Origin of the sequence: Streptomyces sp. NPDC001406 (genome assembly GCF_042895285.1) — a bacterium.
GTDB lineage: Bacteria > Actinomycetota > Actinomycetes > Streptomycetales > Streptomycetaceae > Streptomyces.
The window spans coordinates 315,632-341,663 of sequence record NZ_JBIAWG010000004.1 but is presented as its reverse complement, the minus strand read 5'-3'; the positions used below and the strand labels follow the sequence as shown (position 1 = coordinate 341,663).

Sequence of the window (26,032 nt, the reverse complement as noted above, 5' to 3'; positions counted from 1 at the left end):
TGCGGGACCCGCCTCGAACCCGTAGAGGGATGGCCTCGGGTCAGCGGCCGGCCAGGAGAAGAAGAAAGACTGGTGAATTCCGATCAGCCCTGCGTCGACAGTCGGTCACACCGCGTGTGGGTGTGATGATAGCGGCCCTCTTTGACCTTTCAAGATTGACCAGCCGGTAATCTCCCTCGCCGGGCGAGGGCCCAACTCGCGCCCCGGAAGCGCTCCTTCCACGCCCCGGTCAGTCCTCCAGGTGGTCGATCTGGCGCAGTTTGTTGGTGGCGTCCAGTGCCGCGACCTTGTACGACTCGGCCAGCGTCGGGTAGTTGAAGACGGCGTCGACCAGGTAGTCGACCGTACCGCCGCAGCCCATCACGGACTGCCCGATGTGGATCAGCTCGGTGGCCCCCGTACCGAAGCAGTGCACACCGAGCAGCGTGCGGTCCTCGGGGGAGACCAGCAGCTTGAGCATGCCGTGGGAGTCGCCGATGATCTGCCCCCGGGCCAGTTCCCGGTAGCGGGCGATGCCGACCTCGAAGGGCACGCAGTCCTCGGTGAGCTGGTCCTCGGTGCGGCCCACGAAGCTGATCTCCGGAATGGTGTAGATGCCGATCGGCTGCAGGTTGTGCATGCGTCCGACGGGCTCCCCGAAGGCGTCGTACGCGGCCGCCCTGCCCTGTTCCATCGAGGTCGCGGCGAGCGCCGGGAAGCCGATGACGTCGCCGACGGCATAGATGTGCGGGACCTCGGTGCGGTAGTGCTCGTCCACCCGGATCCGGCCGCGCGGGTCCGCGGCCAGCCCCGCCTTGGCCAGGTCGAGTTCATCGGTGAGGCCCTGGCGTCCCGCGGAGTACATCACCGCGTCGGCGGGGATCTTCTTGCCGCTCTCCAGGACGGTCAGGGTGCCACGGGCGTGCCGCTCCACGGCGGCGACGGTCTCCCCGAAGCGGAAGGTGACGGCGAGGTCCCGCAGGTGGTACTTGAGCGACTCGATGACCTCTACGTCGCACAGGTCCAGCATCCCCGGGCGCTTCTCCACCACGGTCACCTTGCTGCCCAGCGCGGCGAACATGGAGGCGTACTCCATGCCGATCACCCCCGCGCCGACGATGACCATGGACCGCGGCACCCGCTCCAGCGTGAGCACATTGTCCGAGTCCATGATCGTGCGCCCGTCGAACTCGACGCTGTCCGGCCGGGCGGGCCGGGTGCCGGTGGCGATCACGATGTGCTCCGCGCTCAACAGCCTTTCGTGGCCGGTGACTTCGCGCAGGCCGATGGTGTGCGGGTCGACGAAGCGGCCCGTACCGGCGTAGAGGGAGACATGGTTGCGGGACAGCTGGCTGCGGATGACGTCGACCTCCCGGCCGACCACGTGCTGGGTGCGCGCGGTCAGATCGGCGACGGTGATGTCCTCCTTCAGCCGGTAGCTCTGCCCGTACAGATCGCGCTGGGTGAGACCGGTGAGATACAGCACCGCCTCGCGCAGGGTCTTGGAGGGGATGGTGCCGGTGTGGATGGAGACCCCACCGACCATGTCGGGGCGGTCGACGACGGCGACCCGGCGGCCGAGTTTGGCCGCGGCGATGGCGGCCTTCTGGCCGCCCGGGCCGGATCCGATGACGAGCATGTCGAAGTCGGGCACCTTCCGGAGTGTGTCAGCCCTCGGGCTCTCTTCGAAAGGGTGAACGGGAAACCATCGTCCCGAACGGAACCCGCATCCGCCTCGCGGGAGTTGCCCGACCCCGACTCCGCCCCCGACCCCGACCCCGTCGAGGTTCTCGCCGTACCGCACCCGCCGGAGGGACAATACGGCCATGGGCCGTCGACTCGACGATGTGAGCGCACCCGCCCGGCTGGCCGGACCCGAGGAGGGCATCGGCCCGGACGAACTCGCGCTCGCCGCCCGCAACCACGGACTCCCGCTGGAAGCCCTGCGCCACGACATCACCCCGCCCGGCCTGCACTACGTCCTCACCCACTACGACATCCCGTACGTCCCCGACGCCACCCGCTGGCGCCTGACGGTGGACGGCCTGGTCCGCCGCCCGCTCCGGCTCACCCCGGCCGACCTGCGGGCGTTCCCCGCGGTCACCACCCGGGTGACCCTGGAGTGCGCCGGAAACGGCCGTGCCCTGCTGGCGCCCCGCCCGGTGAGCCAGCCCTGGCTGGTCGAGGCCGTCGGCACGGCCGAGTGGACCGGCGTGCCGCTGCGGCTGCTGCTCGCCGAGGCGGGCGTGGACCCGGCGGCCGTCGACGTGGTCTTCACCGGAGCCGACCACGGAGTGGAGCGCGGGATCGAGCAGGACTACCAGCGCGCCCTGCCGGTGGGCGTGGCCCTGGGCGACGACCCCGAGGTGCTGGTGGCGTACGGCATGAACGGCGCCCCGCTGCCCCCGCAGCACGGCCACCCGATCCGGCTGGTGGTGCCCGGCTGGTACGGCATGGCGCAGGTGAAGTGGCTGCGGGAGATCACGATGAGTGCGCGACCGTTCACGGGATTCCAGCAGGCCGTGGCCTACCGGCTCCGGCAGCGCCCCGGGGACGAGGGCGAGCCGGTCACCCGTATCGCGCCGCGGGCCCTGCTGGTCCCGCCGGGCTTCCCGGACTTCATGTCCCGGACACGGGTGGTCCGGCCGGGACCGGTACCGCTGGAGGGCCGGGCCTGGTCCGGGCAGGCGCCGGTGACGGCGGTCGAGATCAGCACCGACGGGGGAGCGAACTGGCACCCGGCCGGCCTCGCCCCGGCGGACGGGCACCGCTGGGCCTGGCGCCGCTGGCACTGGACCTGGACGGCCACCTCGGGACCCCATGTCCTCGCCGCCCGCGCGACCGACGCCGACGGCCACACCCAGCCCGCGGACCAGCACTGGAACCGCGGCGGCTTCGCCAACAACGCGATCCACCGCGTCCGCGTCGTCTGCGTGCCCGCGGACGACGCCGGTGAGGGCAACGGCTGCCGGTGAGGGCAACGGCTGGTGCCCCCGCATCCGCCCCCAGGACTGCGCCGAGCGCCCGGTCCGCGTCTTCGGTGGAGTCGTGGGCCGGGCGCGTGCCGCGTCTCCGGTCGGTCGTGCCGAGCCGGTTTCCCCCCGTCTGTGAGTTGACCCCGGACGGCCCTCAGGGGAGCAGCTTCTCGATGGCTATCGGGCCCTCGGTCTCCAGCTTGCGCCGTGCCCATTCGAGATTGGCCGGTGTGATGTCCCGGCCGGTGGCGAGTACCAGATCCTCGGGCGCCACGCCCGTGCCGGGGCAGGTGTGGAGCAGGGCGTCCGGGGTCGCCCGGTCGTCGGCGGACCGGGACTCTTCGGGTTGTGACGTCGACATGATGCCTCCTCCTCCGGACCGGCCGCCCGCACCGCTGCCGGTGCCGCGAAACCGGCCCACTCTCACGATTCACCGCCGGAGCCCGCCCTGCATCCGGAAGAGCCCACGGCCCCCTTCCCTCCTAAGCTGGAGACAGTCCGCACGCCCCTATCCGGGAGGCTGCCGCGATGACCGAGACGCCGTACCAGGACGCACCCGGGAGTCCCCGCTATCTGCCGATCGCCGAGCACGGACTGATCGGCGACCTGCGGAGCGTGGCCCTGGTGGGCAGCAACGGCACGATCGACTGGTACTGCAGCCCGTCCTTCGACTCCCCGAGCGTCTTCGCGTCGATCCTGGACGCGGAGCGCGGCGGCTGCTTCGAGCTCGCCGCCTCCGTGCCGGCCCGTACCAAGCAGTTCTACTTCCCCGACACCAATGTGCTGATCACCCGGTTCTTCACCGACGACGGGGTCGGCGAGGTCCAGGACTTCATGCCCGTCACCGGAGAGTCCGCGGAGGCCGACCGGCACCGTCTGATCCGCCGCGTCCTGTGCGTCCGCGGCACCGTCCCCTTCCGGGTCCGGGTGGCTCCGCGCTTCGACTACGGCGCCGCCCCGCACACGCTGAAGCTGCTCGGCGACACGGCCGTCTTCGAGTCCCCGGAGATGGCCCTCGCGCTCACCTCCACGGTGACCCTGGAGAGCGACGGCGTGGACGCGCGCGCCGACTTCAAGCTCGCCGAGGGCGAGTCCGCGGTGTTCGCCCTCGACCGGGTCGGCGACGCCATAGCGCCCCGCGGCTGCGCCCGCATCGAGGCCGAGCACGAATTCGAGGCCACGGTCCGCTACTGGCGGCGCTGGCTGCACCAGTCCCGCTACCGCGGGCGCTGGCGGGAGATGGTGCACCGCTCCGCCCTCACCCTGAAACTGCTCACCTACGCGCCGACCGGCGCCATCGTGGCCGCGCCGACCACCAGCCTGCCCGAACAGCTCGGCGGCGAGCGCAACTGGGACTACCGCTATGTGTGGATCCGGGACGCCGCGTTCTGCGTCTACGCGCTGCTGCGGCTGGGCTTCAGCGGTGAGGCCCGGGCGTTCATGAACTTCCTGACCGGCCTCATCGGCCCGGGCGACGGCTCGTCCTCGGGCCCGCTGCAGATCATGTACGGCATCGACGGCCGCACCGATCTGCCCGAACGCGAACTCGATCATCTGGAGGGCCACCTGGGATCAGCGCCGGTCCGGGTCGGCAACGCCGCCGCCGACCAGCTCCAGCTCGACATCTACGGCGCCCTCATCGACTCGATCTACCTCTACGACAAGTGGGCCGAGCCCATCTCCAGCGACCAGTGGGACAACGTCTCCCGGCTGGTCGACTGGGTCTGCGACCACTGGGACCAGCCCGACGAGGGCGTGTGGGAGACCCGCGGCGGCCGCAAGAACTTCCTGTACTCGCGCCTGATGTGCTGGGTGGCGATCGAGCGCGCCATCCGGCTCGCCAACCGGCGTGGCCTGCCGGCCGACCACCGCCGCTGGCGGACGAGCCGTGACGCCATCTACCGGCGGATCATGGACCTCGGCTGGTCGCCGGTGCGCCGCGCCTTCGTCCAGCACGAGGGCGGCGAGGTCCTCGACGCGTCGCTCCTGATGATGCCGCTGGCGAAGTTCATCGCACCCACCGACCCCAAGTGGCTGTCCACCCTGGACGCCCTCACCGACGACCTGGTCTCCGACTCCCTCGTCTACCGCTACGACCCCCAGGCCAGCCCCGACGGGCTCCGCGGCGACGAGGGCACCTTCTCGATCTGCTCCTTCTGGTACGTCGAGGCGCTGGTGCGCGCCGGGCGGCTGGACGAGGCGCGGCTGGCCTTCGAGAAGATGCTCACCTACGCCAACCATCTCGGCCTGTACGCCGAGGAGATCGGCCGCACCGGTGAGCAGCAGGGCAACTTCCCCCAGGCGTTCACCCACCTGGCACTGATCAGCGCCGCGTTCAACCTGGACCGCGCCCTCGGCTGACCTCCCCGAGGTGAGGGGGCCTTTCGGCACCGCGGGGGGAGTCCAACGGGCCCATACCTACCCCGCCCGGCCCATGCCGCCGACGGTCGCCCGGCCTAGGCTCGCGGGGCGCGTGCCGTACACCGCCGCGCCGCACACTGTCCGCCGTAACCAGCGAGGCCCCCGGGTGAACCGTCGTCGTGATCTGCCCCTTGTCTACTCCTGCTCGGGTTGTTCGAGCGCGGCCCAGATGACCAACTGGATCGCCGTGCAGCTCGACCGGCGCGGCATCGCCGAGATGTCGTGCATCGCCGGTGTCGGCGGGGACGTGCCGAGTCTGGTCCGCAAGGCCCGCAGCGGTCGCCCCGTCATCGCCGTGGACGGCTGTGTGCTCCAGTGCGCCCGCAACTGCCTCGCCCGGCACGAGGTGCAGCCGGTGGTGCACCATCTCCTCAGCGACGACGGGGTGCGCAAGCGGCTGGGCGAGGACTTCGACCCGGAACAGGCCGAGCAGGTGCTCGACGGGCTGATCGCCCGCATCGCCGAGGAGACCGGCTCGGCGGCGCACACCTGACAGAAGCTCAGGCCCCCTCGGCGCGCCGCAGGGTGGCCACGCACAGGTGCGGGGTGACGAAGGGCTCCAGGCTCTTGGCGGTCAGCGGGGCCCGCAGCGTCTCCACCGTGCCCTGCATCAGGCCGAGATGGATCGCGCAGACGATGTCGGGGCGACGCTGGGCCACCTCACGGAACGGGCAGTGGTGCAGAAGCAGTCGCCGGTCGGTGGTTCTGGCCTCCGGCTCCGTGCCCGCCTCGGGTTCCCGCTCCCGCTCCTGCGCGTGCTCCTGCTCCTGCTCCTGCGCGTGCTCCTGCTCCTGCGCGTGCTCCTGCTCCGCTTCCGTGACGAAGCCCATGCCCTCCAGGGTCGCCACCAGCCGGCGCTCCCCTTCCTCCGCGCCGATCCGCTCGGTGGGCGCGGGAGGGGCGGTCAGGTACGAGCCCCAGGAACGGCCGGCCCGGGTCGCCGCGGCCACCGGGTCCTCCACCGAGGAGGACACGACACCGAGCAGAATGTCCGACAGCAACTGGAAACTGCGCGACCCGTCCGACCCGTCCGAGGCGACGGCCGAGTAGACGATCTTCGGTCGCCCCGGCTCACTGCGGGGCGCGCTGTCACGGACCGCCAGGCCGTCGGCGACCAGCGCGTCCAGATGGAAGCGGGCGGTGTTGAGGTGGACCCCGACCCGCTCGGCGATCTCGGCCACGCCCAGCGGGCGGCCGTCCTGCGCGCGCAGCAGTTGCAGGACGGCAGCGCGCCTTCCCCTTTGCACCGGAGCGCCGGTACCCGCGTCGGTGAGCTGTCGTCGTGGAGCCATGGAGAAATGATACGACCGCGAGGGTTAGAAACAATAAGTCTCGTTTCTAACCCTCGCGGCAGGATGGTGACGCGTCGGTCACTCCGGTGGCGAGACCTTGGCGTGCCGCAGTCTTCGGCCCAGCAGGGCGAGCAGCACGCCGTGCGGGAGGGCCACCGCCGCGAGGAGCGCGAGCTCCGCCGGAGCGTGGTGACGGAGTGCCTCCCCGCCCGCCAGGACGAGCGCGACCACGGACACGAACAGTGACACGGCCCGGTGGAAGCGGTGCACCTCCGAGTGCGGCCACGCGTCGCGGCTGACCGGTTCGGGGCTCTGCCCGGCCGCCCGGTGGTAGCCGGTGAAGATGCGCGACTCCCAGGCGCCGGTGCTCTGCCGGCCGTAGAGGTCGAGGCCGATCACGACCAGCAGGAGCACCCCCAGGTATCCGGCGGTGAGCAGGGTCTCCCCGCTCACGGGGCCACCGCCGCCGCGGCGGGCGGTTCGGGGGAGCGCCCGTCGTCCTCGTACGGGTCGTCGTCCGACCCGCTGCCCTCGGCCCCGGCCGGGGCGGGTCCCACCGCGGTGAACAGCAGGCTCAGCTCGGCGTCCGCCGGCTGCCTGGTCCGGCCGGCGCGATGACGCACGCCCAGCCAGGTCAGCCACAGCAGCGGCAGTACGCCGCCGACCAGGAACACCACGTCTCCTGGCAGGCGCAGCCACTCCAGGAAGACATTGGTGTCCCCCTGCAGATAGCCGAGGCTGCGCGCGTCCGCGTAGCCGCTCTCGACGACCTTGTACAGCTGAAGGGCGCCACCGGGCAGCAGCGTGGCGAACGACATCCACGCCAGGCCGAGGTTGAGCGACCAGAACGCCATCCGGGGCCAGCGGTCCGACCACCGGTTCTCGGGGATGAGGTAGCGCAGCGCGAACACCGCGAAGCCGACCGCCAGCATGCCGTACACGCCCATCATCGCGGCGTGCGCGTGGTTCGCCGTCAGGCCCGTGCCCATCTCGTAGTACGACACGATGGGCAGGTTGACCAGGAAGCCGAACACACCGGCGCCCAGGAAGTTCCAGAAGCCGACCGCGGCCAGGAACATCACGGCCCAGCGGTGCGGGAACGGTGTGCTCGACGGGCTGTGCCGGCGGGCGCCGATCTGCAGGAAGCTCCACGCCTCGACGGTGAGGAAGAGCAGCGGCACCACTTCGAGGGCGGAGAACGTCGCGCCCAGTGCCAGGTGCTCGGCGGGCTCACCCGAGAAGTACAGGTGGTGCATGGTGCCGATCACGCCGCCCGCGCCGTACAGCACGATGTCGAGGAAGATCACGGACAGTGCCACCCGCTCCCGGACGACACCCAGCAGCACGAACAGGTAGGCGACGGTCGCGGTGGTGAAGAGCTCCATGAAGTCCTCGACCCACAGGTGGACCACGATGAAACGCCAGAAGTCGGCCGCGGTGAACTGCGATTCGGGACTGGCCAGCAGGCCGACGGCGTAGAACGCGGGCAGCGCGAGCGCGGCCAGGAAGAACAGCCACGGCATGTTGGCGACGCTCTCCCGGCGCAGCCTGCGGCGCAGTCCGCGGAAGAGGATCACGACCCAGATCACCATGCCGCCGGTCAGCAGGACCTGCCACACCCGGCCGAGGTCCAGATACTCCCAGCCCTGGTTGCCCAGCGCGCTCCACAGGTTGCCGAGCCAGCCGCGCTGTCCGGCCAGTTCGCCCAGCAGGCTGCCGACGACCACGACGACCAGCGCGCCGAGCAGGATCCTGCTGAGCAGGGCCTGCTTGCGGGGCTCCCAGCCGCGGGCGATCAGCGGGGTGATGAAGATACCGATGGCCAGGAACGAGGTGACCACCCAGAAGATCGCCAGCTGGGTGTGCCAGGTGCGGACCAGGTTGTACGGCAGCCAGCGGTCGAGCGGGATGCCGAAGAAACTGCCGAGGTCGGCCCGGTAGTGCTGGGCGGCCGCACCCAGCAGCGCCTGGGCCAGGAACAGTCCGGCCATCGCGAAGAAGAACCAGGCCGTGGTCCGCTGCGCCGGGGTGAGCCGGACGCTGTCGGGCGCGTGGAAGCGCAGTTCCCGGTGGTCGCGCCGGTGCCAGCCCAGGAAGTTCCAGCGTCCGAAGGCGGCGAACAGCGCGCCGGTGCCCACGAGCAGGAAGATCAGCGACAGCACGCTCCAGGTCACGGCGTGACCGGTCGGCTTGTTGTGGACCAGGGGTTCCGACGGCCAGTTGTTGGTGTACGAGTAGTCGTGGCCGGGGCGGTCGGCCGCGGAGGTCCACGCCGTCCAGCCGAAGTAGGCCGTGACGTCGTGGATCTCGCCCGGATCGGTGATCGCGTCCGGCCTGAGGCCCTGCTTGCCGTCGGGCCGGCCGAGCAGGTCGGCGTAGTGCTTGGTCAGCTCGGTGAAGGCGGCAGCCTGGGCGTCGCTCCACACCAGGGTGCCGGTCGCCTTGTCGTAGCGGTTGGTCCGGTACTCCGCGGCGGTCCGCTCGTCGGCGTTCGCGACGCCGGAATCGGTGTACTGCTTGTGCACCATGGTGGCGCTGCGGTGCAGGTAGTCGGCCGTGAAGTCCGGTCCCAGATAGGCGCCGTGGCCGTAGATCGAGCCGTACTGCATCAGGCCGGCGCGCAGGAACACCTTCTGGCCGTCGCGGACGTCGTCACCGGTGAAGACGACCTGGCCGGAGGCGGTGACGGTCCGTTCCGGTATCGGGGGCTGGGCCTGGTAGGTCCGCATCGCCAGCAGCCCGAGGACCAAGAATCCGCCGAGCGTGACGAGGACCGCCGCCTGGACCCATCCCCGGGCGATCATCCGTGGCCGCTTGTCTTCACCGGGGCTGCCGCCCGCTGGTGATCTTCCCATCTCCTGTGCCTCCTCGAGATCCGGCACCCGTCGACGCGGGTGTCGCGCACTCCAGGGAGAGTAATACCAATCAGGATTGGTATTTAACAGGGGGCCTCGTCTAAACTGGCCGACAGGTGGCCACGGCGTGACGGCGGAGAGGAGAGCCTCTGAAGGGACGCAGGAAGGCCGGGAGGTTTCCCTCGCCACGGGATGCCTCGGTGCGGATGGACGGCGGAGCGCCCCCGGCGCGATACGGGGGTGCTCCCCGTGTCTGTGCTCCCCGCGTCCGCGCTCCGCCGGAGTTGTCACCAAATCGTCACAGCCCTTCGCGGCGCCACAACTCCCTCCGGGACCCCCGTGTCGAACCCGGTGTCGGCAAGACCAGCTGACCTGACGACCCATCAACATCCCACGGGGGAAACGAAGATGAGCAGCACCGCACGCCCTGCCCACCGCTTTGGAGTCTCCACCGCCGTCACCGCGGCCTCCTTCCTGCTGCTGGCCGGCGCCGGCATCCTGGCCGCGCCGTCCGCGTTCGCGGGCGTCCCGGGCGGCACCTTTGCCGCCGACCGCAACAGCGACTTCAACGGCGACGGCTACACCGACATCCTCACCGGCGTCCCGGAAGGCACCGTGGACGGCAAGGAGGGCGCCGGGTACGTCACCGTGCAGTACGGCGCCCCCAACGGCATCGGTACCAACACGACCGTGCCCAAGGGCCGTACGGCGGTCATCAGCCAGTCCACCAAGGGGGTGCCCGGCACCTCCGAGGCCTGGGACGACTTCGGGCAGGCCGTCGCCACCGGCGACCTGGACGGCGACGGCTACGACGACGCGATCATCGGCGCGCCCGGCGAGGACGAGGGCAGCGTCGCGGACGCCGGCCGGGTGACCGTCCTGTACGGCTCCAAGGCCGGCCTGGGCGCCGTGCGCACCGCCTCCGTCACCGCCGCCAAGCCGGCCGCGGGCGCCCGGTTCGGCCTCGGGGCGGCCGCCGCCCGGTTCACCGGGGACACCGACGCCGACCAGCTCGTCGTGGCCGACCAGAAGGTGGGCCTGCACGTCTTCACGTACCACGCGGGCGTCCTGCGACTCGTCGGCGCACCGCACTCCACCGGCCACAGGCTCCAGCCCGGGTATCTGACCACCGGTGACTACGACCACAACGGCTTCGCCGACCTGGTCGTCTCCGGCTACCGCCCCGACGACGACTACACCAAGGGCTGGTCCGCGTACTACGCGGGCGGCAGCGACGGCCTGACCTACCGGCGGGACCTGCCCGGCGGCCTGGGGACCGCCTCCGGCGACATCGACAAGGACGGCTTCGACGACCTGGTCGTCGGCCGGCTCAGCAGCGCCGACGACGAGGCGGAGGGCGACGCGGGCGGCAAGATCGGCGTGTACTACGGCGGCGAGGACGGCCCCGCGGGCGTGGACGGCCCCGGCACCGGCCCGCAGTGGTGGTCGCAGAACTCCCCGGGTGTCCCGGGCTCGTCCGAGGCCGGGGACGCCTGGGGCGCCGACCTGTCCGTCGCCGACGTGAACGGCGACGGCTACGCGGACGTGGCGGTCGGCGCGCCGGGCGAGGACGTGGGCACCGTCGCCGACGCCGGCGCGGTCTGGCTGCTGCGCGGCTCCCGCGAGGGCCTGACCGCGGCACATGCCCAGTCCTTCGACCAGAACACCCCGCACATCCCCGGCACCGCGGAGATGGACGACGCCTGGGGCGCCCAGGTACGGCTGGCGGACACCGACGCGGACGGCCGCGCCGAACTCCTCGCGGCGGCCCCCGGCGAGAACGCGGGCGACGGCGCACTGTGGCTCCTGCCCGCGAGCAACAGCGGCCTACTGGCCCCCGGTTCATGGTCGTACGCCGCCGGATCCCTCGGCGGAAACGCCCACGCGGCCCGCTTCGGCGCGGTGATCGACGAGTAGTAAGGGCGCCGCGATTCGTGTGCCCGCGCTTGCATGGTGGCAGGTGCGGGCGCTGTCGTTGGTTTCAGGGGGAGTGCGGGGGTGGTGGGTCGCCATCGGGCGATGGCGGCGGTGCCCTCACCGGGGGGCGGAGTTGCCCACGCCGGCCGTTTCGGTGCCGTGATCGACGAGTGGGCCGCGTGCCCGCACCGGGTCAGTAGCCGGTGCGGGTGCTGGCGTTGTTCTCCGGTGTGTCTCAGGTGAAGCGGGAGCTGGGGACCGGGCCCGAGGACGACAGGCGGGCCCGGTCGCCGCGCAGCCAGGTGGTGCGTGTTGCCGTGACGAAGGCCGTGAACGCCTCGTCCGAGTCGCGCGGAGCCTCCCCGTCGGCCTCGTCCGGGGTCGGGTCCGCGCCGGTGATCTCGGCGGCGAGTTCCGGCTCCGGGCGGTCGTCGGCCGGTGCCTGCTCGACGTCGCCGTCGGCCCCCTGGCGCAGCTGCTCGCCCCACGGTGCCACCACCGACTGGTGGAGCAGTGTCACGCTGTCGGCGGTGACGACCGGGGTGTCGGTCCAGGAGCTCGCGTGCTCGTGCAGCACCTGCCCCGGGGTCCGCTCGAAGAGCTGCCCGAGGATCTCGGGGCCCTCGTCCTCCCCGGCGACGTCGTTCAGGTCGTACGCCACGACGACGGTGTCCTCACGCCCGGCCGCGAACGGCTCCGCCGGCAGCCCCAGCACCTCGGCGGCGGCCAGACCGAGGATCCGCGAGCCCCGGTCGGGCAGCAGCGACACGGACCGCGGGCGCACCTCGGCGGCATCGAGCAGTGTCCGCAGCCGCAGCAGGCCGCGCAGGCACTGGTCGGGGGTGTCCTGCAGCCAGGCGTAACGCCCCGTCATCCCCGCGTCGAAGCCGTACGGGGAGAGCGTGCCGAGCACGGTGCCGCCGAGCACGTACTGCCAGCCGCGCAGATCGGTGAGGTCCAGCGCGGTCGCGGCTCCGACGGCGGCGGCGCGTTCCAGCATGCGGCTCTGCCGGGCCTGCGTGGGCAGCCACATGGGGTCCTCCGGGTCCCGCAGCAGCGCGTGCTGGCGCCGGGCCAGCGCGAGATCACCCGACATGATCGCGTTGAACACCAGGAGGTAGCGGTCCGGCCAGTCGGCGAAGTCGGCCTCGTGCCGGGCCAGTTCCTCGGCCGCCTCGCGGTGCCGCCCCTCGCGTTCGTACGCCGACACCAGCTCCCGCACGACGCCGAGGCGGCCCGGGTTGCCGCGCAGGACCTCGCGCAGGGCGGGGATCGCCAGGTAGGACAGCCCGCGTTCGACGCACGCGTACCCGAAGTCGAAGAGGGCCTGGGCATGTTCGGGCCGGGCCACCAGCGCCGCCGCGGCCTGCTGAAGATCGTCGAAGCCCGCAGCGCCCGCGGCCCGGCCGACCACGAGGGCCACCTCACCGAGGGGCTGCTCCTCCCCGCCGGCCCTCAACTGCCGCAGCGCCCCGGGTATGTCTCCGGAGTCCAGGCACTCCCAGGCCTTGAGCAGTTCGGGGGTCTTGGGGCGGCGATTCCTGCGCGAGAACATGACGGAGATCATCTCCGATCCCATGACCGGCCCTCAACACAATTCCGCGCCCGCTGCGACGGCCTCAGGGCAGGGCCTGCTCGGCCCAGATGACCTTGCCTCCGGGGATGTACCGGGTGCCCCAGCGCTCGGCGAGCTGCGCGACCAGGAAGAGGCCGCGACCACCCTCGTCCGTGGTCGCCGCGTAGCGCAGATGCGGTGAGGTCGTACTGCAGTCGGAGACCTCGCAGATGAGGGTGCGGTCGAGCAGCAGTCGTACCCGGATGGGCGCACGGCCGTAGCGGATCGCGTTGGTCACCAGCTCACTGAGGACCAGCTCCGTGGTGAACGTGAGCTCCTCCAGCTCCCACCGCGCCAACTGCCGTGTCACCGAGGCCCGTATCTCGGAGACGGCCGCCGGATCGGACGGCACCTGCCACTGCGCGACCCGGTCGAGCCCGAGCACGCGGGTGCGGGCGACGATCAGGGCGACGTCGTCGCCGGGCCGCTCCGGCAGCAGGTCGAGTACGGCCCGGCAGGTGTCCTCGGGCCCGTCGCCGGACTGCTCCAGGGCGGTGCGCAGCAGCTCCAGCCCCTCGTCGATGTCCCGGTCCCGGTCCTCGACGAGCCCGTCGGTGTACAGGACCAGGCGGCTGCCCTCCGCCAGCTCCAGCTCGGCCGTCTCGAACGGCAGGCCCCCCAGACCCAGCGGAGGCCCCGCGGGCACCTCGGGGAACTCCACGCTGCCGTCGGGCCGGATCACGGCCGGCGGCGGATGGCCGGCCCGGGCGACGGTGCAGCTCCGGGCGGCCGGATCGTAGATCGCGTACAGACAGGTCGCGCCGGTGACCGCCGCGGCGCCGTCCGCGGGTGTCTCGTCCTGGTCGATGCGGCCCACCAACTCGTCCAGGAGACTCAGCAGTTCATCGGGCGGCAGATCGAGGGCGGTGAAATTGTGCACCGCCGTGCGCAGCCGTCCCATGGTGGCCGCGGCGTGCAGCCCGTGCCCCACGACGTCCCCGACCACGAGGGCCACCCGGGTGCCGGACAGCGGCAGTACGTCGAACCAGTCGCCGCCCACCCCCGCCTGCGCGGGCAGATAGCGGTAGGCGATCTCCAGGGCGCTCTGCTCGGGCAGGCTGCGCGGCAGCAGACTGCGCTGCAGCGTCACCGCCATGCCGTGCTCGCGGGTGTAGCGGCGGGCGTTGTCGATGGACACCGCGGCGCGGGCGGCGAGCTCCTCGGCGAGGGCCAGCTCGTCCGTGTCGAACGGCTCGGGCTTCTCCGAGCGCCAGAAGTTGGCCACGCCCAGGACCAGGTTGCCCGCGCGCAGCGGCACGGTGATCAGCGAGTGGATGCCGTACTCCACCACCCGCTCGGTGCGTTCGACGTCCTGTGCGAGCCAGCCCGGCGCCTCGCGCAGCCGTGGCTCGACCACGGACCGGCCGGAGGTCAGGCTGTGGGCCTGCGGCGAGGACTCCACGAACCGGATGTGCTCGCCGACCGGGTAGAGCGGGGCGTCCTTGTGGATACCGCTGGAAGCCGCCCGGCGCAGCGCGTTCCCGGGCTGCGGCTCCTCCCCGCGCAGCACCGCGTCGTACAGGTCGACGGTGGCGAAGTCCGCGAACCGGGGCACGGCCAGCTCGGCCAGCTCCCCCGCGGTACGCGTCACGTCCAGGCTGGTGCCGATGCCGACACCGGCGTCGTACAGCATGTCGAGGCGTTCGCGTGCCACCTCCGCGCGGCCGGACAGGGCACGCAGTTCCGTGGAGTCGCGCAGTGTGGTGACGCTGCCGGGCGGGCCGCCGCGCGCGTCCGTGGGCCGCTGGTTGATGGCCAGCAGCCGGTCCTTGACGAGGTGCACCTCGTCGGTGGCCTCGCGTCCCGAGGCCAGCAGCTCCGCCGTGTCGGCGTCCAGGCCCAGCTCCCGCACATCGCGCCGCTCGGCGTCCTCGGGCAGCTCCAGCAGGCGGTTCGCCTCGTCGTTGGCGAGCAGCAGACGGCCCTCGCCGCTGACGATGAGCACGCCCTCCCGCACGGCGTGCAGCACCGCGTCGTGGTGTTCGTACATCCGGGTCATCTCGTGCGGGCCCAGGCCGTGCGTCTGCCGCAGCAGCCGTCTGCTCACCAGTGCCGTGCCCGCCGTGGCCAGGGCCATCGCCGCCGCGGCCGCGCCGAGCAGGAGCGGCAGTTGCTGGTCGGCGGTGCCGCCCACGTGCTCGGTCGTGATGCCGGACGAGACCAGGCCCACCACGGTGCCGTCGGCCGCCTTGACCGGGACCACGACCTGGACCAGCCGTCCGATGGTCCCGTTGATCTCCTCTTCGACGGTTCCGCCGGCCACCGCGGGCGCGATGGTCCCCACGAACTTCATGCCGATGCGGTCCGGCTTGGGATGGGTGTAGCGGATCCCCTCGGTGTTCATCACGACGATGAAGTCCACCCCGGACGCCTTGCGGGCGGCCTCGGCCTTCGGCTGGAGGATCGCCGTCGGGTCGGGACTGCGCAACGCCGCGACCGTGCCCGGTGCGTTGGCGAAGGTCTCGGCGACCGCGAGGGAGCGGTTGAGGGCCTCCTGGTTGATGTCGTGCCGTACTTGCAGAACCTGTGCCACCACGGCCGACGCGACCAGCAGCAGCACGATCACCACTTGCAGTACGAACACCTGTCCGGCGAGGCTTCGGCCGCTCACCGCCGACCACAGTCTCCCGGCCCAGGTGCGGCGCGGCCCGGTCTCCTTCTGCTGACGCGCGTCGAGCGCTGCATGCGGATCCCCGGGGCGACGGGTCGGCCGGGTATCGGGCCGGCCGGGCAGTCGGACCATGTGCCATGTCTACACTGCCCGGCCCCTGTAGGCGAGGGGCGTTGCACGAGGTGACCGCACTGATCCGGCGGATCTCGTGGCGGGTCAGCGGCGTTGCCGGGGCGCGGTGTGCCGGGTGGCGAGCAGCAGTGCCACGTCGTCGGGCCGGTCGGTGGCCTGCCGGGCCGTCGCGGTGAGCCGGTCGGCGACCATCGCCAGCGAGCGGCCGCCGCGCCGCCCGGCGAGCGTTCCGGCCTTCTCCAGAACCGTGCGCAGCGCGGCGATGCCCTCGTCGATGTCGGTGTCGGGCTTCTCGACGAGCCCGTCGGTGTACAGCGCGAGGATGGCGTCGGGCTCCAGGCGCAGCCGCGCCACCGGGTAGTGCGCGTGCGGGTCCACCCCGAGCACCACGCCGCCGGGTATCTGCAGCACATGGGTCCGGCCGTCGGGGGTGCGCAGCAGCGGAGGGAGATGTCCGGCGCGGGCGACCCGGGCCAGACCGGTGACCGGGTCGAGCCGGAGGTAGCAGCAGCTCGCGAACTGGCCGGGATCGAGGTCGATGAGCAGGCGGTTCGTGCCGCTCATGACCTCGTCGGGCGGATGGTCGCCGAGCGCGAAGGCCCGTACGGCGCTGCGGAGCTGGCCCATGGTGGCGGCCGCCTGGACGCCGTGTCCCTGGACGTCGCCGATGACCAGCGCCAGTCCGTCCCCGGCCTCGACGACGTCGTACCAGTCGCCGCCCACGTCCATGCCCTGGGTGCCGGGCAGATAGCGTCCGGCGGTCTCCACCAGCGGGTGCGCGGACAGCCGCCGGGGCAGCAGGGCCTGCTGGAGGCCGCGGGCGAGGGCGGCCTCGGTGTCGTAGCGCTGCGCCTTCTCCATCGCGTGCGCGATCAGCCCGGCGAGCGCGGTCAGGAGCGTACGTTCCTCCGCGCTGAAGCTGCGGGAGCGGTCGAAGCCGAGGATGCAGGAGCCCACCGGCCGCCCGGAGGCGATCAGCGGGAGGAAGGCGCGGGCGCCCTCGACCGCGTCCAGGGGTATGCCGGGGTAGGCGGCGGCCAGCTGCTGCATGGATTCGAAGAAGATCGGGCGGCCGTGGGTGAGCGTCTCCACACCCGGCAGATGCGCGTCGAGGCCGACGCCTTCGAAGGGCGCGAGGAAGCCCTGGGGGAAGCCGGTCTCCCAGGCCAGGAAGAGATGCCGCTCCTGGAGCAGATAGATGGCGAGGCGGCGGCCGTCGAACGCGGGGAGCAGTTCCTGGGTGACGACCGCCGACACCTGGCGGGCGGTGACCGCGTCGGTCAGCGCGATGGCCAGGGCGATCGGCCGGTACAGCGGGGCCATCGAGGGGCCCGCGGCCACGGTGGGGTCGGTGCCGGGCACCACGGCCGTCGCGGGGTCGACGGGCGTCAGGCCGACCGGGGTGTCCACGCGGTTCGCGGCCACGACGGTGCAGGTGAGGATGTCGGCGCCCGGATGGAGGGACAGCGCGAGCCAGTCGGGCTCGTCGTCGGCCGGGCGCCGGACGTGGAAGTACACCGGGTCCGGGGAGAGCAGGGCGCCGCGGAGGTGGTCCTCGTACGGGGTCTGGTTCAGCCAGGGCAGGGCCTCCCACAGGGGGCGGCCCAGCAGCTCGGCGCGGTCGGGGCCCAGCAGGCGTTCCGCGGCCGGGTTGGCGTACACGATCAGGCCCATCCGGTCCAGGCAGAACACACCCTGCGGGAGCAGGTCGGCCGCACCGTCGGCGGACTGCCCCGGACCCGGGTCGAGGACGATCCCGCTCACCACGCACGAGTCGGCCGGGCTCGGCGCGGGCCACAGCTCCAGCAGACGCGGGCTGCCGTCCTCGGCCCGCACCTGGAGCGGTGCGGGCGGGGGTTTTCCGGCGGCCGTGTCGCTCAGCGCGGCCAGCAGCTGATGGGCGTTCGCGGGCGCGACGGCGTCCGCCAGCGCCTGCGCGGTGCCGGCGAAGTCGCCCGGCCGCACCCCCAGCAGGTCGTGCAGCCGGTCGTCCACGGTCACCGCCGAGCTGGCCGGATCCCAGGTGAACCGGCCGATGCGCCCCACCGTGGGACGCGCCGCGGGCGGCCGCACGCACAGCGGCTCGTCGTCCCACAGAACCGACGGCTCGTCCCCCTCGGCGAGGCCGCGCATCCCGGCGCCCAGATCCTCGGCCAGCTGGCTGAGGATCTCCTGGCCGGGAATCTCGTCGACCGAGTCCTGGGCCGACGGGCGCAGCACCGTGAGCACGCCGTAGGGCGTCGACGGTCCCGGCACGGGCACGTAGACCGAGCCGAACTGGAACGGCAGACCGGCCGCGAACTGCGGATAGCGGCGCACCATCTCCGTGGCGTTCGGCAGGGTGACCTGAACGCCCAGCCGGTAGGCGTCGGCGACGGGGAACGGAGCGTTCACGTGCAGCCGCCACCAGGGGCGGAACAGTTGGCCGGGGAGCCCCACGAGTACCGCGAGGCGCAGCATGCCGGGGGTGCCCGAGCGCAGGTACACCCCCCCGACGCGGCCGTCGGCCGCGTCGAGTGCCCGGGTGGAGGCGTCGACCAGCAGCGCGGCCAGCATTCCGCGCGTCCGGCCTGAGTCCTCCCCGCTCCCAGCCATCGGTCCTACCTCGTCCGTACGCCGCCCGAGTGGGTGACACAGCAAGAATGCGTCACGACGCCCGCGGACCGCACCTGGGCGGACAGGACGCGACAGCCGCACCGGCACCCGTCGGGTTCGGCCTCCTCGCGAGGGCCGCCTGCCGGGTGGTCCTGAGCCGGGTGGGGTTCGTGCGACGCGCGACCGTGGGCGCGGGCCGTGTGTGGCGGCCTTCGGGGCCGTGATCGCCCTGTATGCCGCTCGGGATCCGGCCCCTAGGCTGGCGGGACTGGTCGGCCCAGTCATCGAGAGGAGGCCGCGTTCCGTGGCGGAGCCAGCTGACTTTCCCAAGCGCACGGACCCGGCACGCATACGTCTCACTCTGCGCACGGCGGACCTCGACGAGGCCCGTGCCGCGATCGGTGCCATGTTCTACGACACCGTCATGGACCTGCTGGAGCCGGGGGAGAGCCTCGACGCGGACTTCGAGATGGCCCGCCTCGGCCCGCTGACCCTCGGTGAGCTGCGCTGCGGCGCGGACGTGCGGATGCGCTTCGACGACCTCGGCGCCTACCACGTCGACGTCCCCCTGACGGGTCGCCTGGCCTGGCGGCAGGCCGCACAGGACGTGGCGGTGGCCGGCCCCGCACGGGCCGGGGTGTTCCAGCCGGAGGGGCGGACGACGCTGGAGCGGTGGGACCGCCACTGCCGGCTGCTCGCCGTGAAGATAGAGCCCCGAGCGCTCGTACGGCACCTGGAGGCGCTCACCGGCGACGCGGTCGGCCCCTCGCTGCGGCTGGCACGGACCATGGACCTCACCACCGGGCCGGGTCGCACCTGGGCGCGGCTGCTGCGGCTCGTGGTCGACGAGACCATCGACGACCGCGGGCTCCTGCGGCAGCCGCTGCTCGCCGCCCGGATGCGGGACTCGCTGCTGACCGGACTGCTGCTGGCCACCGACCACGCCTATCGGGAGGCCCTGGACCGGCCCGTCCCGAGCGGCTTCGCCCGGCCGGTCAAGCGCGTCGTGGACGCCATCCACGCCCGGCCGGAGCACCCGTACACCACCACGGAACTCGCGGACCTCGCCGGGGTGAGCGCGCGCTGGCTGCAGGAGGTGTTCCGCCGTCAGGTCGGCAGTTCGCCCATGACCTATCTGCGGGACGTGCGCATGGACCGGGTCCGCGTCGAACTCGCTGCCGCCGACCCCGACGCGACGACCGTGGGCGCGGTGGCCTACCGCTGGGGCTTCGGCCATCTGGGCCGGTTCGCCGAGAAGTACCGCGCCCGGTTCGGTGAACTCCCCTCGGAGACACTGCGCTCACGCTGACGGCACCGGGCAGGTCAGCGCGGCTACTCGCTCTTCACCGGGCGCAGCACCAGGTGGTTGTCCTCCCGGGCGGCCGCCATGGCGAACGGGAAGGTGTCCACCTCCAGGCACAGGTCCACGTCCTCGGCGTGGACACCGCCCCAGCCGCGGCGCACCCCGTCGGTGAGTCGTGCGGCGGCGTCCGAGCGTCTGGCCCGGCCGACGAACGGTGCGGCGTCGGTGGGGCCGGACACGGCCCGTGTCGCGATGTACTGCGCGCACGCCAGGTCCTCCTCCGCCTGTCCGCCGTCCCCCGTGACCACGTAGGTGACCGCGTCCGGCCGCGCGCGCCGCAGCACCCGCGCCGTCGCCTCCGCCACCACGAAGCTCGCACAGAGCAGGAGCCGGGCGTCGGCCACCGCCAGGGCGCCCACGGTCCCGGCGGTGGTCTTCTGCACCACCGTGCGGCCCGCGACGTCGAGCGACCGCAGCCGGGCAGGTGAGTTGGCGAGGTCGAACCCGGGCACCGGTGGACCGTCCTGGAAGGCCGGCCAGCCCGGGTTGCGGGCCTTCAGCTCCAGGGCCTCGTCGAGCGTGCCGGTGAAGACGATCTTCTCCGCCCCGCGCCGGAAGGCCCAGGCGGCCACGGTGAACGCGCGCATCACATCGACGACCACGGCGACTTCGGGCGTCGCGGAGAGACCGGACACACCGGTGAAGGTCGGTTGCATCACCCCATGGTGAGGCACCCGGGAGCGTGGCGGGTGCGCGAGTTCAGGACTCGGCCCCGTCCGTCGGCAGCGTGCGGGCGGCGCGCAGGGAGCGCAGGGCCAGCAGCAGGACGCCGATGTCGTCCAGATACACCGGGTCGGGCAGCAGGTCGGTCGGCAGCACCAGATAGAGGACGGCACCCCAGAAGACCCAGCGCGGCCCCGTCGGCAGTCCGGCCCGCCGCAGGGTGCGCCGGGCACCGACCAGCCGCACCAGCAGGCGTACGGCCACGACGAGCAGGGCCGCCGCGACCACGGCGGCGACCACGAGCACGGTCGTGGTGGTGTCCATGGGGCCTCCTGACCTCTACGACGCCTGGTCGGCCTCGCCGGTGTCGTCCCCGTCCCGCGAGGGATCAGCGGTGGTGGGCGCCGGGGGCAGCCCTTTGGCGGTGCCCTTCCACCGTTCAAAGGTACGTGTCAGCTGCCGGAACGGGGAGGCCGCCGGGGTGCCGGGCCGACCGGCGGGTGGGGCCGGCGTGTCCTTGTAGGCCGCCAGGGCCTCGTGGGCCCTCTCGGCGGCGTCCCGGTAGAGGTCCCGGGACCTGGTCATCGCCTCCAGCGCTTCGGCGTACATGGCCACGAGACTGCGTTCGCGGGCCAGCTCCTCCTCCAGGGTCAGCAGCGTCCACCGCTCGCGCAGCCCGGTCAGCGCCTCCTCGACGCCCCGCGGCATCGGCTTCGCCATTGCCTGGAAGCGCCGCAGCACGTCCAGCAGTTCGGTGGGTTCGGAGCCGTCCAGGAACACGCTGCGCACCGAGTACTCCGGGCCGTCGTAGCCGGCCGGTGCCGGATCGGGGGGCACGATCACGGCTCCGCCGCGCGGCACCCAGACGCCGAGGTCGCGCAGCGCCCAGTTGACGGCGCGCAGCTGCTGCGGCGCGGCACGGTGCTCCACCACGCGGTGCCGCAGCCCCGGCGGCAGCAACTGCGCCAGCGGCTGCCGGCCGCGCTCGTCCGGGGTCATGGCCTCGTGCACGACGACGTTGACGGACCAGGAGTCCCGCGCGGCGTTCCGGATGACGCGCCGCATGGCCTTGTCGTCGGACGGGAGCAGGCCGACACCGCCCAGGCGCAGGCCGGTCACGGCATGGTGGTGGTCCCAGGAGGCCTCGTCCTCGTCGGGCCAGAACAGGGTGGCGGGGGAGGGCCACCACTCGCTCCAGGGCTGCTCCGCCTCGGCCAGGAGCTGCCACACCCGCCCCTCTTCCTGTTCCTGCGGGGGCGCGAGCGTCAGGCGAGCCCGCACCGTCACCTCGTCGGCGACCCGCCAGCGCGCCTCGAAGACCCGCTCCGGGTCGTCCTCGCTCGTCTTGGGTTCCGTGAAGTCGTCGAGGACCTCGTCGTCTTTGAGCCGGCGCAGGTGCCGCCGCAGGACGTCCTCGGCGTCGGGGCCGATGTGGCGGCCGCGGGCGGGCCACACCGTGTCAGGGGTCGTGGGGCTGTCGGTGGCGGAGTTCGACATGGGCCAATCTGCGTCGAGGGTGGGTGGGCCTTCCAGTATCACTCTCGGCGATCGTGGCACGTCGTCGGGGGGTCGTCCGCGGCGGGTCGTCCGCGGCGGGTCCGGAGCGCCGAGGCGCCGCACCTTACGGGACCCGGCCCGGTACACACGGGAAGTGCGCGCCGCACTCGGGGTGCGTATGCCGCACTTCACGTGATCGTCGTTCACTCATGCCGATGACCTGTCCGGACCACGACAATGGGTGCGGTGAACGGGGCCCACCCGCCCATCCGCTTAGGGGAGGGCCCTGTTCGCTTGCCGTGCCACGTGTGGCCGTCGTCGCCCCTCAGTGCGGGAAGGCCCGGGGCGGCCGCTGCCGCGGCAGTTCGTCGCGGAACTCCGCGATGAGCGTGCTGATCTGCCGCATCAGGGATGTCTTGGCCAGGCGGTCGAGGTAGAGGTTGCGCCGGGCGAGTCCGGGCAGGTCCACGCAGAAGTACAGGGCCATCAGCGGGTTGACGAACAACTCGCTGTTCCTGGTCCGCTCGGTGAAACGCACGTCACCGAAGTCGCCGCGCACGGCGGCGGCGACGGACCCCTGGACAATGCTGGGATGGCTCGCGGTGGCCTGCTGGGCGTGGGCCACCGCGTCGAGGTAGAGGGCGCCCTCGCGGCTCTCCCTGGGGAGCGAGAACGCGCCCAGGTAGGCGCCCTCGCGGTCCAGGGCGGCCAGGTTCTCCAGGACCAGCGAGTGGTTGACGCCGTGATACGCGTCCACGCCGAAGCCCAGGCACGCCACCAGCCGGTGCGGGACCTCGTCGAGCCCGTCCACGGCGGCCAGGCTGGCCATGTCCTCCTCCGGAGTGCCCAGCCCGTGCTCGTCGCCCCGCATCAGGATGTCCGTCCCGCCGTCCACCAGCACGACGGCGTCGACACCGCCCAGATGCGCGAGGAGCGCGCGGTAGGCGGCCCGCAGCGGGCCGACACCCGTGCGGGCGAACGCGTACACGGTGGACGGCAGCTCCTGCGCCGCCAGCCACTGGGCGAGCGCCCGCTCCGGGAAGTAGTCGCCGCGCAGCGGTGTGTCCGGGCGGACCGCCGCGACGTCCTGGTCCACCCACACATCCAGGTCCAGGCCGTACAGGTCGGCGAAGGACAGGTTCGCCAGATGCACCTCCTTGCCCTCCGCCCGCAGGGCGAGGGCCAGCGGAAGTCCGGCGTAGACGTCGAAGCCGCCGCCCGCTCCGACGACGAGCACCCGCCGCGCGTCGCGCAGGCGGGTGAAGAAGGCGGGTTCACGAAGGGAGAACACCGCAGGACGTTAACAGACCTCCGGAACAGGGACGTTGGAGTTTTCCACAGGCCCGGACGGGCTGTCGGTGGCGCATGTCAAGATCGGTCGCATGCTCACTCACGCCCTGCTGCGCGCGGAACCGAACAGGTCCACGACGTACCCCGACTGGGTCAAGATCCACGACCCGGGGGCGGAGAGCGCCGCGCTCGCGGTGCTCGACGAGGTGCGTACGGCCGTGTCGTCCGCGTATCCGAAGACGGGGCGCTGTCTCGACCGGCTGGAGCGGCGTGCCCGCGCGCTGCCCCCGGCCCATCTGCCGTGGTTCTGCGCGCGGTGGACCCCGACACCGTGCGCATGCTCCTGGCCGCGGCCGTCGCCGCCCCGGACGACGAGGACCTGCGGGCGCAGACGACCGCGCTCCTGCCCCGGGTCGCCGACCCCCGGGTGCTGGACGGGGTGGTGCGGGCCGCACGGCCGGCCGCCGGTGTGCTGCGGCGCCGCGCGGACCTGGCCCGGCGGGTGGCCATCATGCGCGCCGGACCGGTCGTGGAACTCCCCGCCGACGTACCCGACACCACCCTCGCGCCCGCACTGTCCGGTCTGCTGCCCGACCTCCGTGCGTACGAGGCCCATGTCCCCGAGCGGCACGCCGGCACCCTGACCGCGATCGCCGCCGACGGCCGTCATCTGCGCGGTGAGATCGACGACGAGACCCGGCGACTGGCACCGCCCGCACGGCCGGCCGAGTGGCAGGTCCTCCTGGGCCGGATCGACGCCGTCGGCTGGCGGGCCGCGGTGGAGACCACACCCGAGGACGAACGCGGCGCGCTGTCGGCCCTGTTGACCACCTGGAGCGGCCAGCCGTTCGCCGACCCCGGCACCACCTGGCGCACCGGCCGCGCTCCCGAGCGGGAACCGGCCGCCTGCCGCGCGGAGGGACGGACGGTGGCGGGCGGCCCCGACCGCAGGGGCCTGGCCCGCTTCGTCCAGCCGGCGGCCGACCCGGCACCCGCCGAGGCCGAGGAGTGCGAGACCGTCACCGGCGACGACGGCGCAGTGGCAGACCCTGCACGCGCCCCATCTGCCGGTCGAGAGCCGCAAGTTGTCCACCCATCTGGTTGGAGTTGTGGGCAAGGACGCGCGCGGCCCGTTCACCCGGCTCCTGCCACCGGTGCCGCTGCACGAACTGTTCGCCCGGGCCGTAAGGGAGTGATGGACGAGTGGGGGCCGGCGGCACCTGCCGCCGGCCCCGCCGCACATCCGGTCCGGGAGTTACGCCCCGCTCTCCCGGAGCATGTCCTCACGCTCGACGATCTTCACGCGCTCGCGGCCCTGCGGCTCGCCCAGCGCCTTCTCGGCGGCGTCGAGGCGGTACCAGCCCTCCCAGGTGGTGAAGCGGACGTCCCGCTCGGCGAGGAAGGCGTCCACGGCCTGGGGCTCGGGCGAGGCGGGCGTGTGCAGACGGCCGCCCGCGAAGTCGTCCAGCAGGTTGGACACCGTCTCGTTGGCGTCGCCCTTGGTGTGGCCGATCAGACCGATCGGGCCGCGCCGGATCCAGCCGGTGACGTAGGTGGACTGCAGGTGCGCGCCGCCGTCCTCGACGACACGGCCGCCCTCGTCCGGGACCGTGCCGGAGTCGAGGTCCCAGGGCAGCTTGGGCAGCTTCTCGGACAGATAGCCGACGGCGCGGTAGACGGCCGTGACGTCCCAGTCCTTGAACTCGCCGGTGCCCTTGACGTTGCCGGTGCCGTCGAGTGCGGTGCGCTCGGTGCGCAGGCCGACGACCTTGCCGTCCTCGCCGAGGATCTCGGCGGGCGACTCGAAGAGGTGCAGGAACAGCTTGTGCGGCCGGTCGCCGACATCGCGGATGGCCCAGTTCTCCAGGGTCTTGGCGACCATGTCGGCCTGCTTGTTGCCGCGCCGCGTCTCGATCGAACCCGCGTCGTAGTCGATGTCCTCGGGATCGACGATGACCTCGATGGTGGGGGAGTGGTCCAGCTCCCGCAGCTCCATCGGGCTGAACTTCGCCTGCGCCGGGCCGCGTCGGCCGAAGACATGGATCTCCAGCGCCTTGTTGGCCTTGAGGCCGTCGTAGACGTTCGGCGGGATCTCCGTCGGCAGCAGCTCGTCGGCCGTCTTGGCCAGGATGCGGGCCACGTCCAGGGCGACGTTGCCGACGCCGAGGACCGCGACCTTCTCCGCCTCCAGCGGCCAGGTGCGCGGCACGTCCGGGTGGCCGTCGTACCAGGAGACGAAGTCCGCGGCGCCGTAGGAGCCGTCGAGGTCGATGCCGGGTATGGACAGGTCGCGGTCGGCCGTCGCGCCGGTCGAGAAGATCACGGCGTCGTAGAAGGCGCGCAGATCGTCGAGGTTGAGGTCCGTCGGGTAGTCGACGTTGCCGAACAGGCGGATCTGCGGCTTGTCGAGCACCTGGTGCAGGGCCGTGACGATGCCCTTGATGCGGGGGTGGTCGGGAGCGACGCCGTAGCGGATCAGGCCGAAGGGGGCGGGCATCCGCTCGAAGAGGTCGACGGACACGCCGGGCTCGGCGGCCACCTCGGACTTGAGCAGGGCGTCGGCGGCGTAGATCCCGGCGGGGCCGGCTCCGACGATGGCTACCCGCAGGGGGCGCGGCATGATCAGGTTCCCTTCGAGCGAAAACAGGCGACTCGTACGGGGAGCCTAAGCTGAGGCAGCCCTAAGTCAGTACGCGGGTCCGGTCTATGACCCCATAAGTCGATCTTATGCCCCTTGGGGAGACGCGCAGGTCGCGGGGCCCGCGCAGGCGGGTGGACACCGGTCATGGGCATGCCCGAGGCTGGGCCCGGGACCGGGATCATCCCG

The 26,032-nt window shown here is 72.4% G+C and carries 19 protein-coding genes; 5 read left to right on the top strand and 14 right to left on the bottom strand.

The genetic code is table 11. The features are described from left to right. Positions 1 to 229 precede the first annotated feature (229 nt). Positions 230 to 1,633, bottom strand: coding sequence for a Si-specific NAD(P)(+) transhydrogenase (sthA, locus tag ACFY1J_RS11845; protein WP_390731147.1), 1,404 nt, complete (start codon positions 1,631 to 1,633; stop codon positions 230 to 232). Between the two features lie 172 nt (positions 1,634 to 1,805). Here sthA and ACFY1J_RS11840 point away from each other — a divergent pair, with 172 nt between their 5' ends. Continuing rightward, a complete protein-coding gene (locus tag ACFY1J_RS11840; RefSeq protein WP_390731146.1) occupies positions 1,806 to 2,954 on the top strand; it encodes a sulfite oxidase in 1,149 nt (382 codons plus the stop codon). 154 nt (positions 2,955 to 3,108) lie between these two features. Here ACFY1J_RS11840 and ACFY1J_RS11835 read toward each other — a convergent pair whose 3' ends face one another. Further along, positions 3,109 to 3,315, bottom strand: coding sequence for a hypothetical protein (locus ACFY1J_RS11835; RefSeq protein WP_363301127.1), 207 nt, complete (start codon positions 3,313 to 3,315; stop codon positions 3,109 to 3,111). A 167-nt stretch (positions 3,316 to 3,482) separates the two neighbouring features. On the opposite strand from ACFY1J_RS11835, the gene ACFY1J_RS11830 reads away from it, so the two are divergent. Then, positions 3,483 to 5,315 carry a glycoside hydrolase family 15 protein gene (locus tag ACFY1J_RS11830; protein WP_390705967.1) on the top strand — a complete coding sequence of 611 codons (1,833 nt, stop codon included), beginning with the start codon at positions 3,483 to 3,485 and terminating at the stop codon, positions 5,313 to 5,315. A 73-nt stretch (positions 5,316 to 5,388) separates the two neighbouring features. Further along, a complete protein-coding gene (locus tag ACFY1J_RS11825; RefSeq protein ID WP_390705968.1) occupies positions 5,389 to 5,868 on the top strand; it encodes a putative zinc-binding protein in 480 nt (159 codons plus the stop codon). 7 nt (positions 5,869 to 5,875) lie between these two features. On the opposite strand, the gene ACFY1J_RS11820 is transcribed toward ACFY1J_RS11825, so the two are convergent. The 3 genes from ACFY1J_RS11820 to ACFY1J_RS11810 all read right to left on the bottom strand — a co-directional run bounded on the left by ACFY1J_RS11820 (position 5,876) and on the right by ACFY1J_RS11810 (position 9,522). Next, positions 5,876 to 6,667, bottom strand: coding sequence for a helix-turn-helix transcriptional regulator (locus tag ACFY1J_RS11820; RefSeq protein ID WP_390731145.1), 792 nt, complete (start codon positions 6,665 to 6,667; stop codon positions 5,876 to 5,878). A 78-nt stretch (positions 6,668 to 6,745) separates the two neighbouring features. Beyond that, complete coding sequence (locus tag ACFY1J_RS11815; protein WP_390705970.1) at positions 6,746 to 7,120, bottom strand: hypothetical protein; 375 nt, start codon at positions 7,118 to 7,120, stop codon at positions 6,746 to 6,748. Beyond that, on the bottom strand, positions 7,117 to 9,522 hold the full coding sequence (locus ACFY1J_RS11810) for a nitric-oxide reductase large subunit (RefSeq protein ID WP_390705971.1): 2,406 nt from the start codon (positions 9,520 to 9,522) through the stop codon (positions 7,117 to 7,119). The genes ACFY1J_RS11815 and ACFY1J_RS11810 overlap by 4 nt, the downstream gene beginning before the upstream one ends. Positions 9,523 to 9,930: 408 nt before the next feature. Between ACFY1J_RS11810 and ACFY1J_RS11805 the strand changes: the two genes are divergently transcribed. Beyond that, a complete protein-coding gene (locus ACFY1J_RS11805; protein ID WP_390705972.1) occupies positions 9,931 to 11,439 on the top strand; it encodes an FG-GAP repeat protein in 1,509 nt (502 codons plus the stop codon). A gap of 235 nt (positions 11,440 to 11,674) precedes the next feature. On the opposite strand, the gene ACFY1J_RS11800 is transcribed toward ACFY1J_RS11805, so the two are convergent. The 3 genes from ACFY1J_RS11800 to ACFY1J_RS11790 form a co-directional block, all read right to left on the bottom strand. Continuing rightward, positions 11,675 to 12,994, bottom strand: coding sequence for a tetratricopeptide repeat protein (locus ACFY1J_RS11800; RefSeq protein ID WP_390731226.1), 1,320 nt, complete (start codon positions 12,992 to 12,994; stop codon positions 11,675 to 11,677). Positions 12,995 to 13,058: 64 nt separating this feature from the next. Continuing rightward, positions 13,059 to 15,797 (bottom strand): SpoIIE family protein phosphatase, encoded by a 2,739-nt coding sequence (locus tag ACFY1J_RS11795; RefSeq protein WP_390731144.1) that lies wholly within the window; start codon positions 15,795 to 15,797, stop codon positions 13,059 to 13,061. An 84-nt stretch (positions 15,798 to 15,881) separates the two neighbouring features. Then, the gene (locus ACFY1J_RS11790; protein ID WP_390705974.1) at positions 15,882 to 18,392 is read right to left on the bottom strand and encodes a SpoIIE family protein phosphatase; all 2,511 of its coding nucleotides are present in this window, start codon (positions 18,390 to 18,392) and stop codon (positions 15,882 to 15,884) included. A 304-nt stretch (positions 18,393 to 18,696) separates the two neighbouring features. On the opposite strand from ACFY1J_RS11790, the gene ACFY1J_RS11785 reads away from it, so the two are divergent. Then, the gene (locus ACFY1J_RS11785; RefSeq protein WP_390705975.1) at positions 18,697 to 19,701 is read left to right on the top strand and encodes an AraC family transcriptional regulator; all 1,005 of its coding nucleotides are present in this window, start codon (positions 18,697 to 18,699) and stop codon (positions 19,699 to 19,701) included. Positions 19,702 to 19,724: 23 nt separating this feature from the next. Here the strand turns inward: ACFY1J_RS11785 and ACFY1J_RS11780 are convergent, their stop codons facing one another. From ACFY1J_RS11780 to ACFY1J_RS11755, 6 genes are all read right to left on the bottom strand, one after another. Beyond that, entirely contained in the window at positions 19,725 to 20,411 is a 687-nt protein-coding gene (locus ACFY1J_RS11780) for a 2-phosphosulfolactate phosphatase (RefSeq protein ID WP_390731143.1), read from the bottom strand. A 43-nt stretch (positions 20,412 to 20,454) separates the two neighbouring features. Further along, positions 20,455 to 20,742, bottom strand: coding sequence for a YkvA family protein (locus tag ACFY1J_RS11775; protein ID WP_363301115.1), 288 nt, complete (start codon positions 20,740 to 20,742; stop codon positions 20,455 to 20,457). Positions 20,743 to 20,757: 15 nt separating this feature from the next. Next, the gene (locus ACFY1J_RS11770) at positions 20,758 to 21,915 is read right to left on the bottom strand and encodes a hypothetical protein (protein ID WP_390705977.1); all 1,158 of its coding nucleotides are present in this window, start codon (positions 21,913 to 21,915) and stop codon (positions 20,758 to 20,760) included. Positions 21,916 to 22,240: 325 nt separating this feature from the next. Beyond that, a complete protein-coding gene (locus tag ACFY1J_RS11765) occupies positions 22,241 to 23,206 on the bottom strand; it encodes a DUF1152 domain-containing protein (RefSeq protein ID WP_390705978.1) in 966 nt (321 codons plus the stop codon). Positions 23,207 to 23,305: 99 nt separating this feature from the next. Next, positions 23,306 to 24,298, bottom strand: a complete 993-nt coding sequence (locus ACFY1J_RS11760; RefSeq protein ID WP_390731142.1) for a hypothetical protein — start codon at positions 24,296 to 24,298, stop codon at positions 23,306 to 23,308. Positions 24,299 to 24,460: 162 nt separating this feature from the next. Continuing rightward, complete coding sequence (locus ACFY1J_RS11755; RefSeq protein WP_390705980.1) at positions 24,461 to 25,825, bottom strand: FAD-dependent oxidoreductase; 1,365 nt, start codon at positions 25,823 to 25,825, stop codon at positions 24,461 to 24,463. Positions 25,826 to 26,032: the final 207 nt, after the last annotated feature.

Excerpts from the sequence above, each read along its gene's own strand:
- ACFY1J_RS11790 (WP_390705974.1), bottom strand. The coding sequence starts at position 18,392 with ATGGCTGGGAGCGGGGAGGACTCAGGCCGGACGCGCGGAATGCTGGCC.
- ACFY1J_RS11825 (WP_390705968.1), top strand. The coding sequence starts at position 5,389 with ATGCCGCCGACGGTCGCCCGGCCTAGGCTCGCGGGGCGCGTGCCGTAC.
- ACFY1J_RS11805 (WP_390705972.1), top strand. The coding sequence starts at position 9,931 with ATGAGCAGCACCGCACGCCCTGCCCACCGCTTTGGAGTCTCCACCGCC.
- ACFY1J_RS11830 (WP_390705967.1), top strand. The coding sequence starts at position 3,483 with ATGACCGAGACGCCGTACCAGGACGCACCCGGGAGTCCCCGCTATCTG.
- ACFY1J_RS11840 (WP_390731146.1), top strand. The coding sequence starts at position 1,806 with ATGGGCCGTCGACTCGACGATGTGAGCGCACCCGCCCGGCTGGCCGGA.
- ACFY1J_RS11795 (WP_390731144.1), bottom strand. The coding sequence starts at position 15,797 with ATGGTCCGACTGCCCGGCCGGCCCGATACCCGGCCGACCCGTCGCCCC.
- ACFY1J_RS11755 (WP_390705980.1), bottom strand. The coding sequence starts at position 25,825 with ATGCCGCGCCCCCTGCGGGTAGCCATCGTCGGAGCCGGCCCCGCCGGG.
- ACFY1J_RS11770 (WP_390705977.1), bottom strand. The coding sequence starts at position 21,915 with ATGTCGAACTCCGCCACCGACAGCCCCACGACCCCTGACACGGTGTGG.
- ACFY1J_RS11780 (WP_390731143.1), bottom strand. The coding sequence starts at position 20,411 with ATGCAACCGACCTTCACCGGTGTGTCCGGTCTCTCCGCGACGCCCGAA.
- ACFY1J_RS11835 (WP_363301127.1), bottom strand. The coding sequence starts at position 3,315 with ATGTCGACGTCACAACCCGAAGAGTCCCGGTCCGCCGACGACCGGGCG.
- ACFY1J_RS11810 (WP_390705971.1), bottom strand. The coding sequence starts at position 9,522 with ATGGGAAGATCACCAGCGGGCGGCAGCCCCGGTGAAGACAAGCGGCCA.
- ACFY1J_RS11820 (WP_390731145.1), bottom strand. The coding sequence starts at position 6,667 with ATGGCTCCACGACGACAGCTCACCGACGCGGGTACCGGCGCTCCGGTG.
- ACFY1J_RS11775 (WP_363301115.1), bottom strand. The coding sequence starts at position 20,742 with ATGGACACCACCACGACCGTGCTCGTGGTCGCCGCCGTGGTCGCGGCG.
- ACFY1J_RS11800 (WP_390731226.1), bottom strand. The coding sequence starts at position 12,994 with ATGTTCTCGCGCAGGAATCGCCGCCCCAAGACCCCCGAACTGCTCAAG.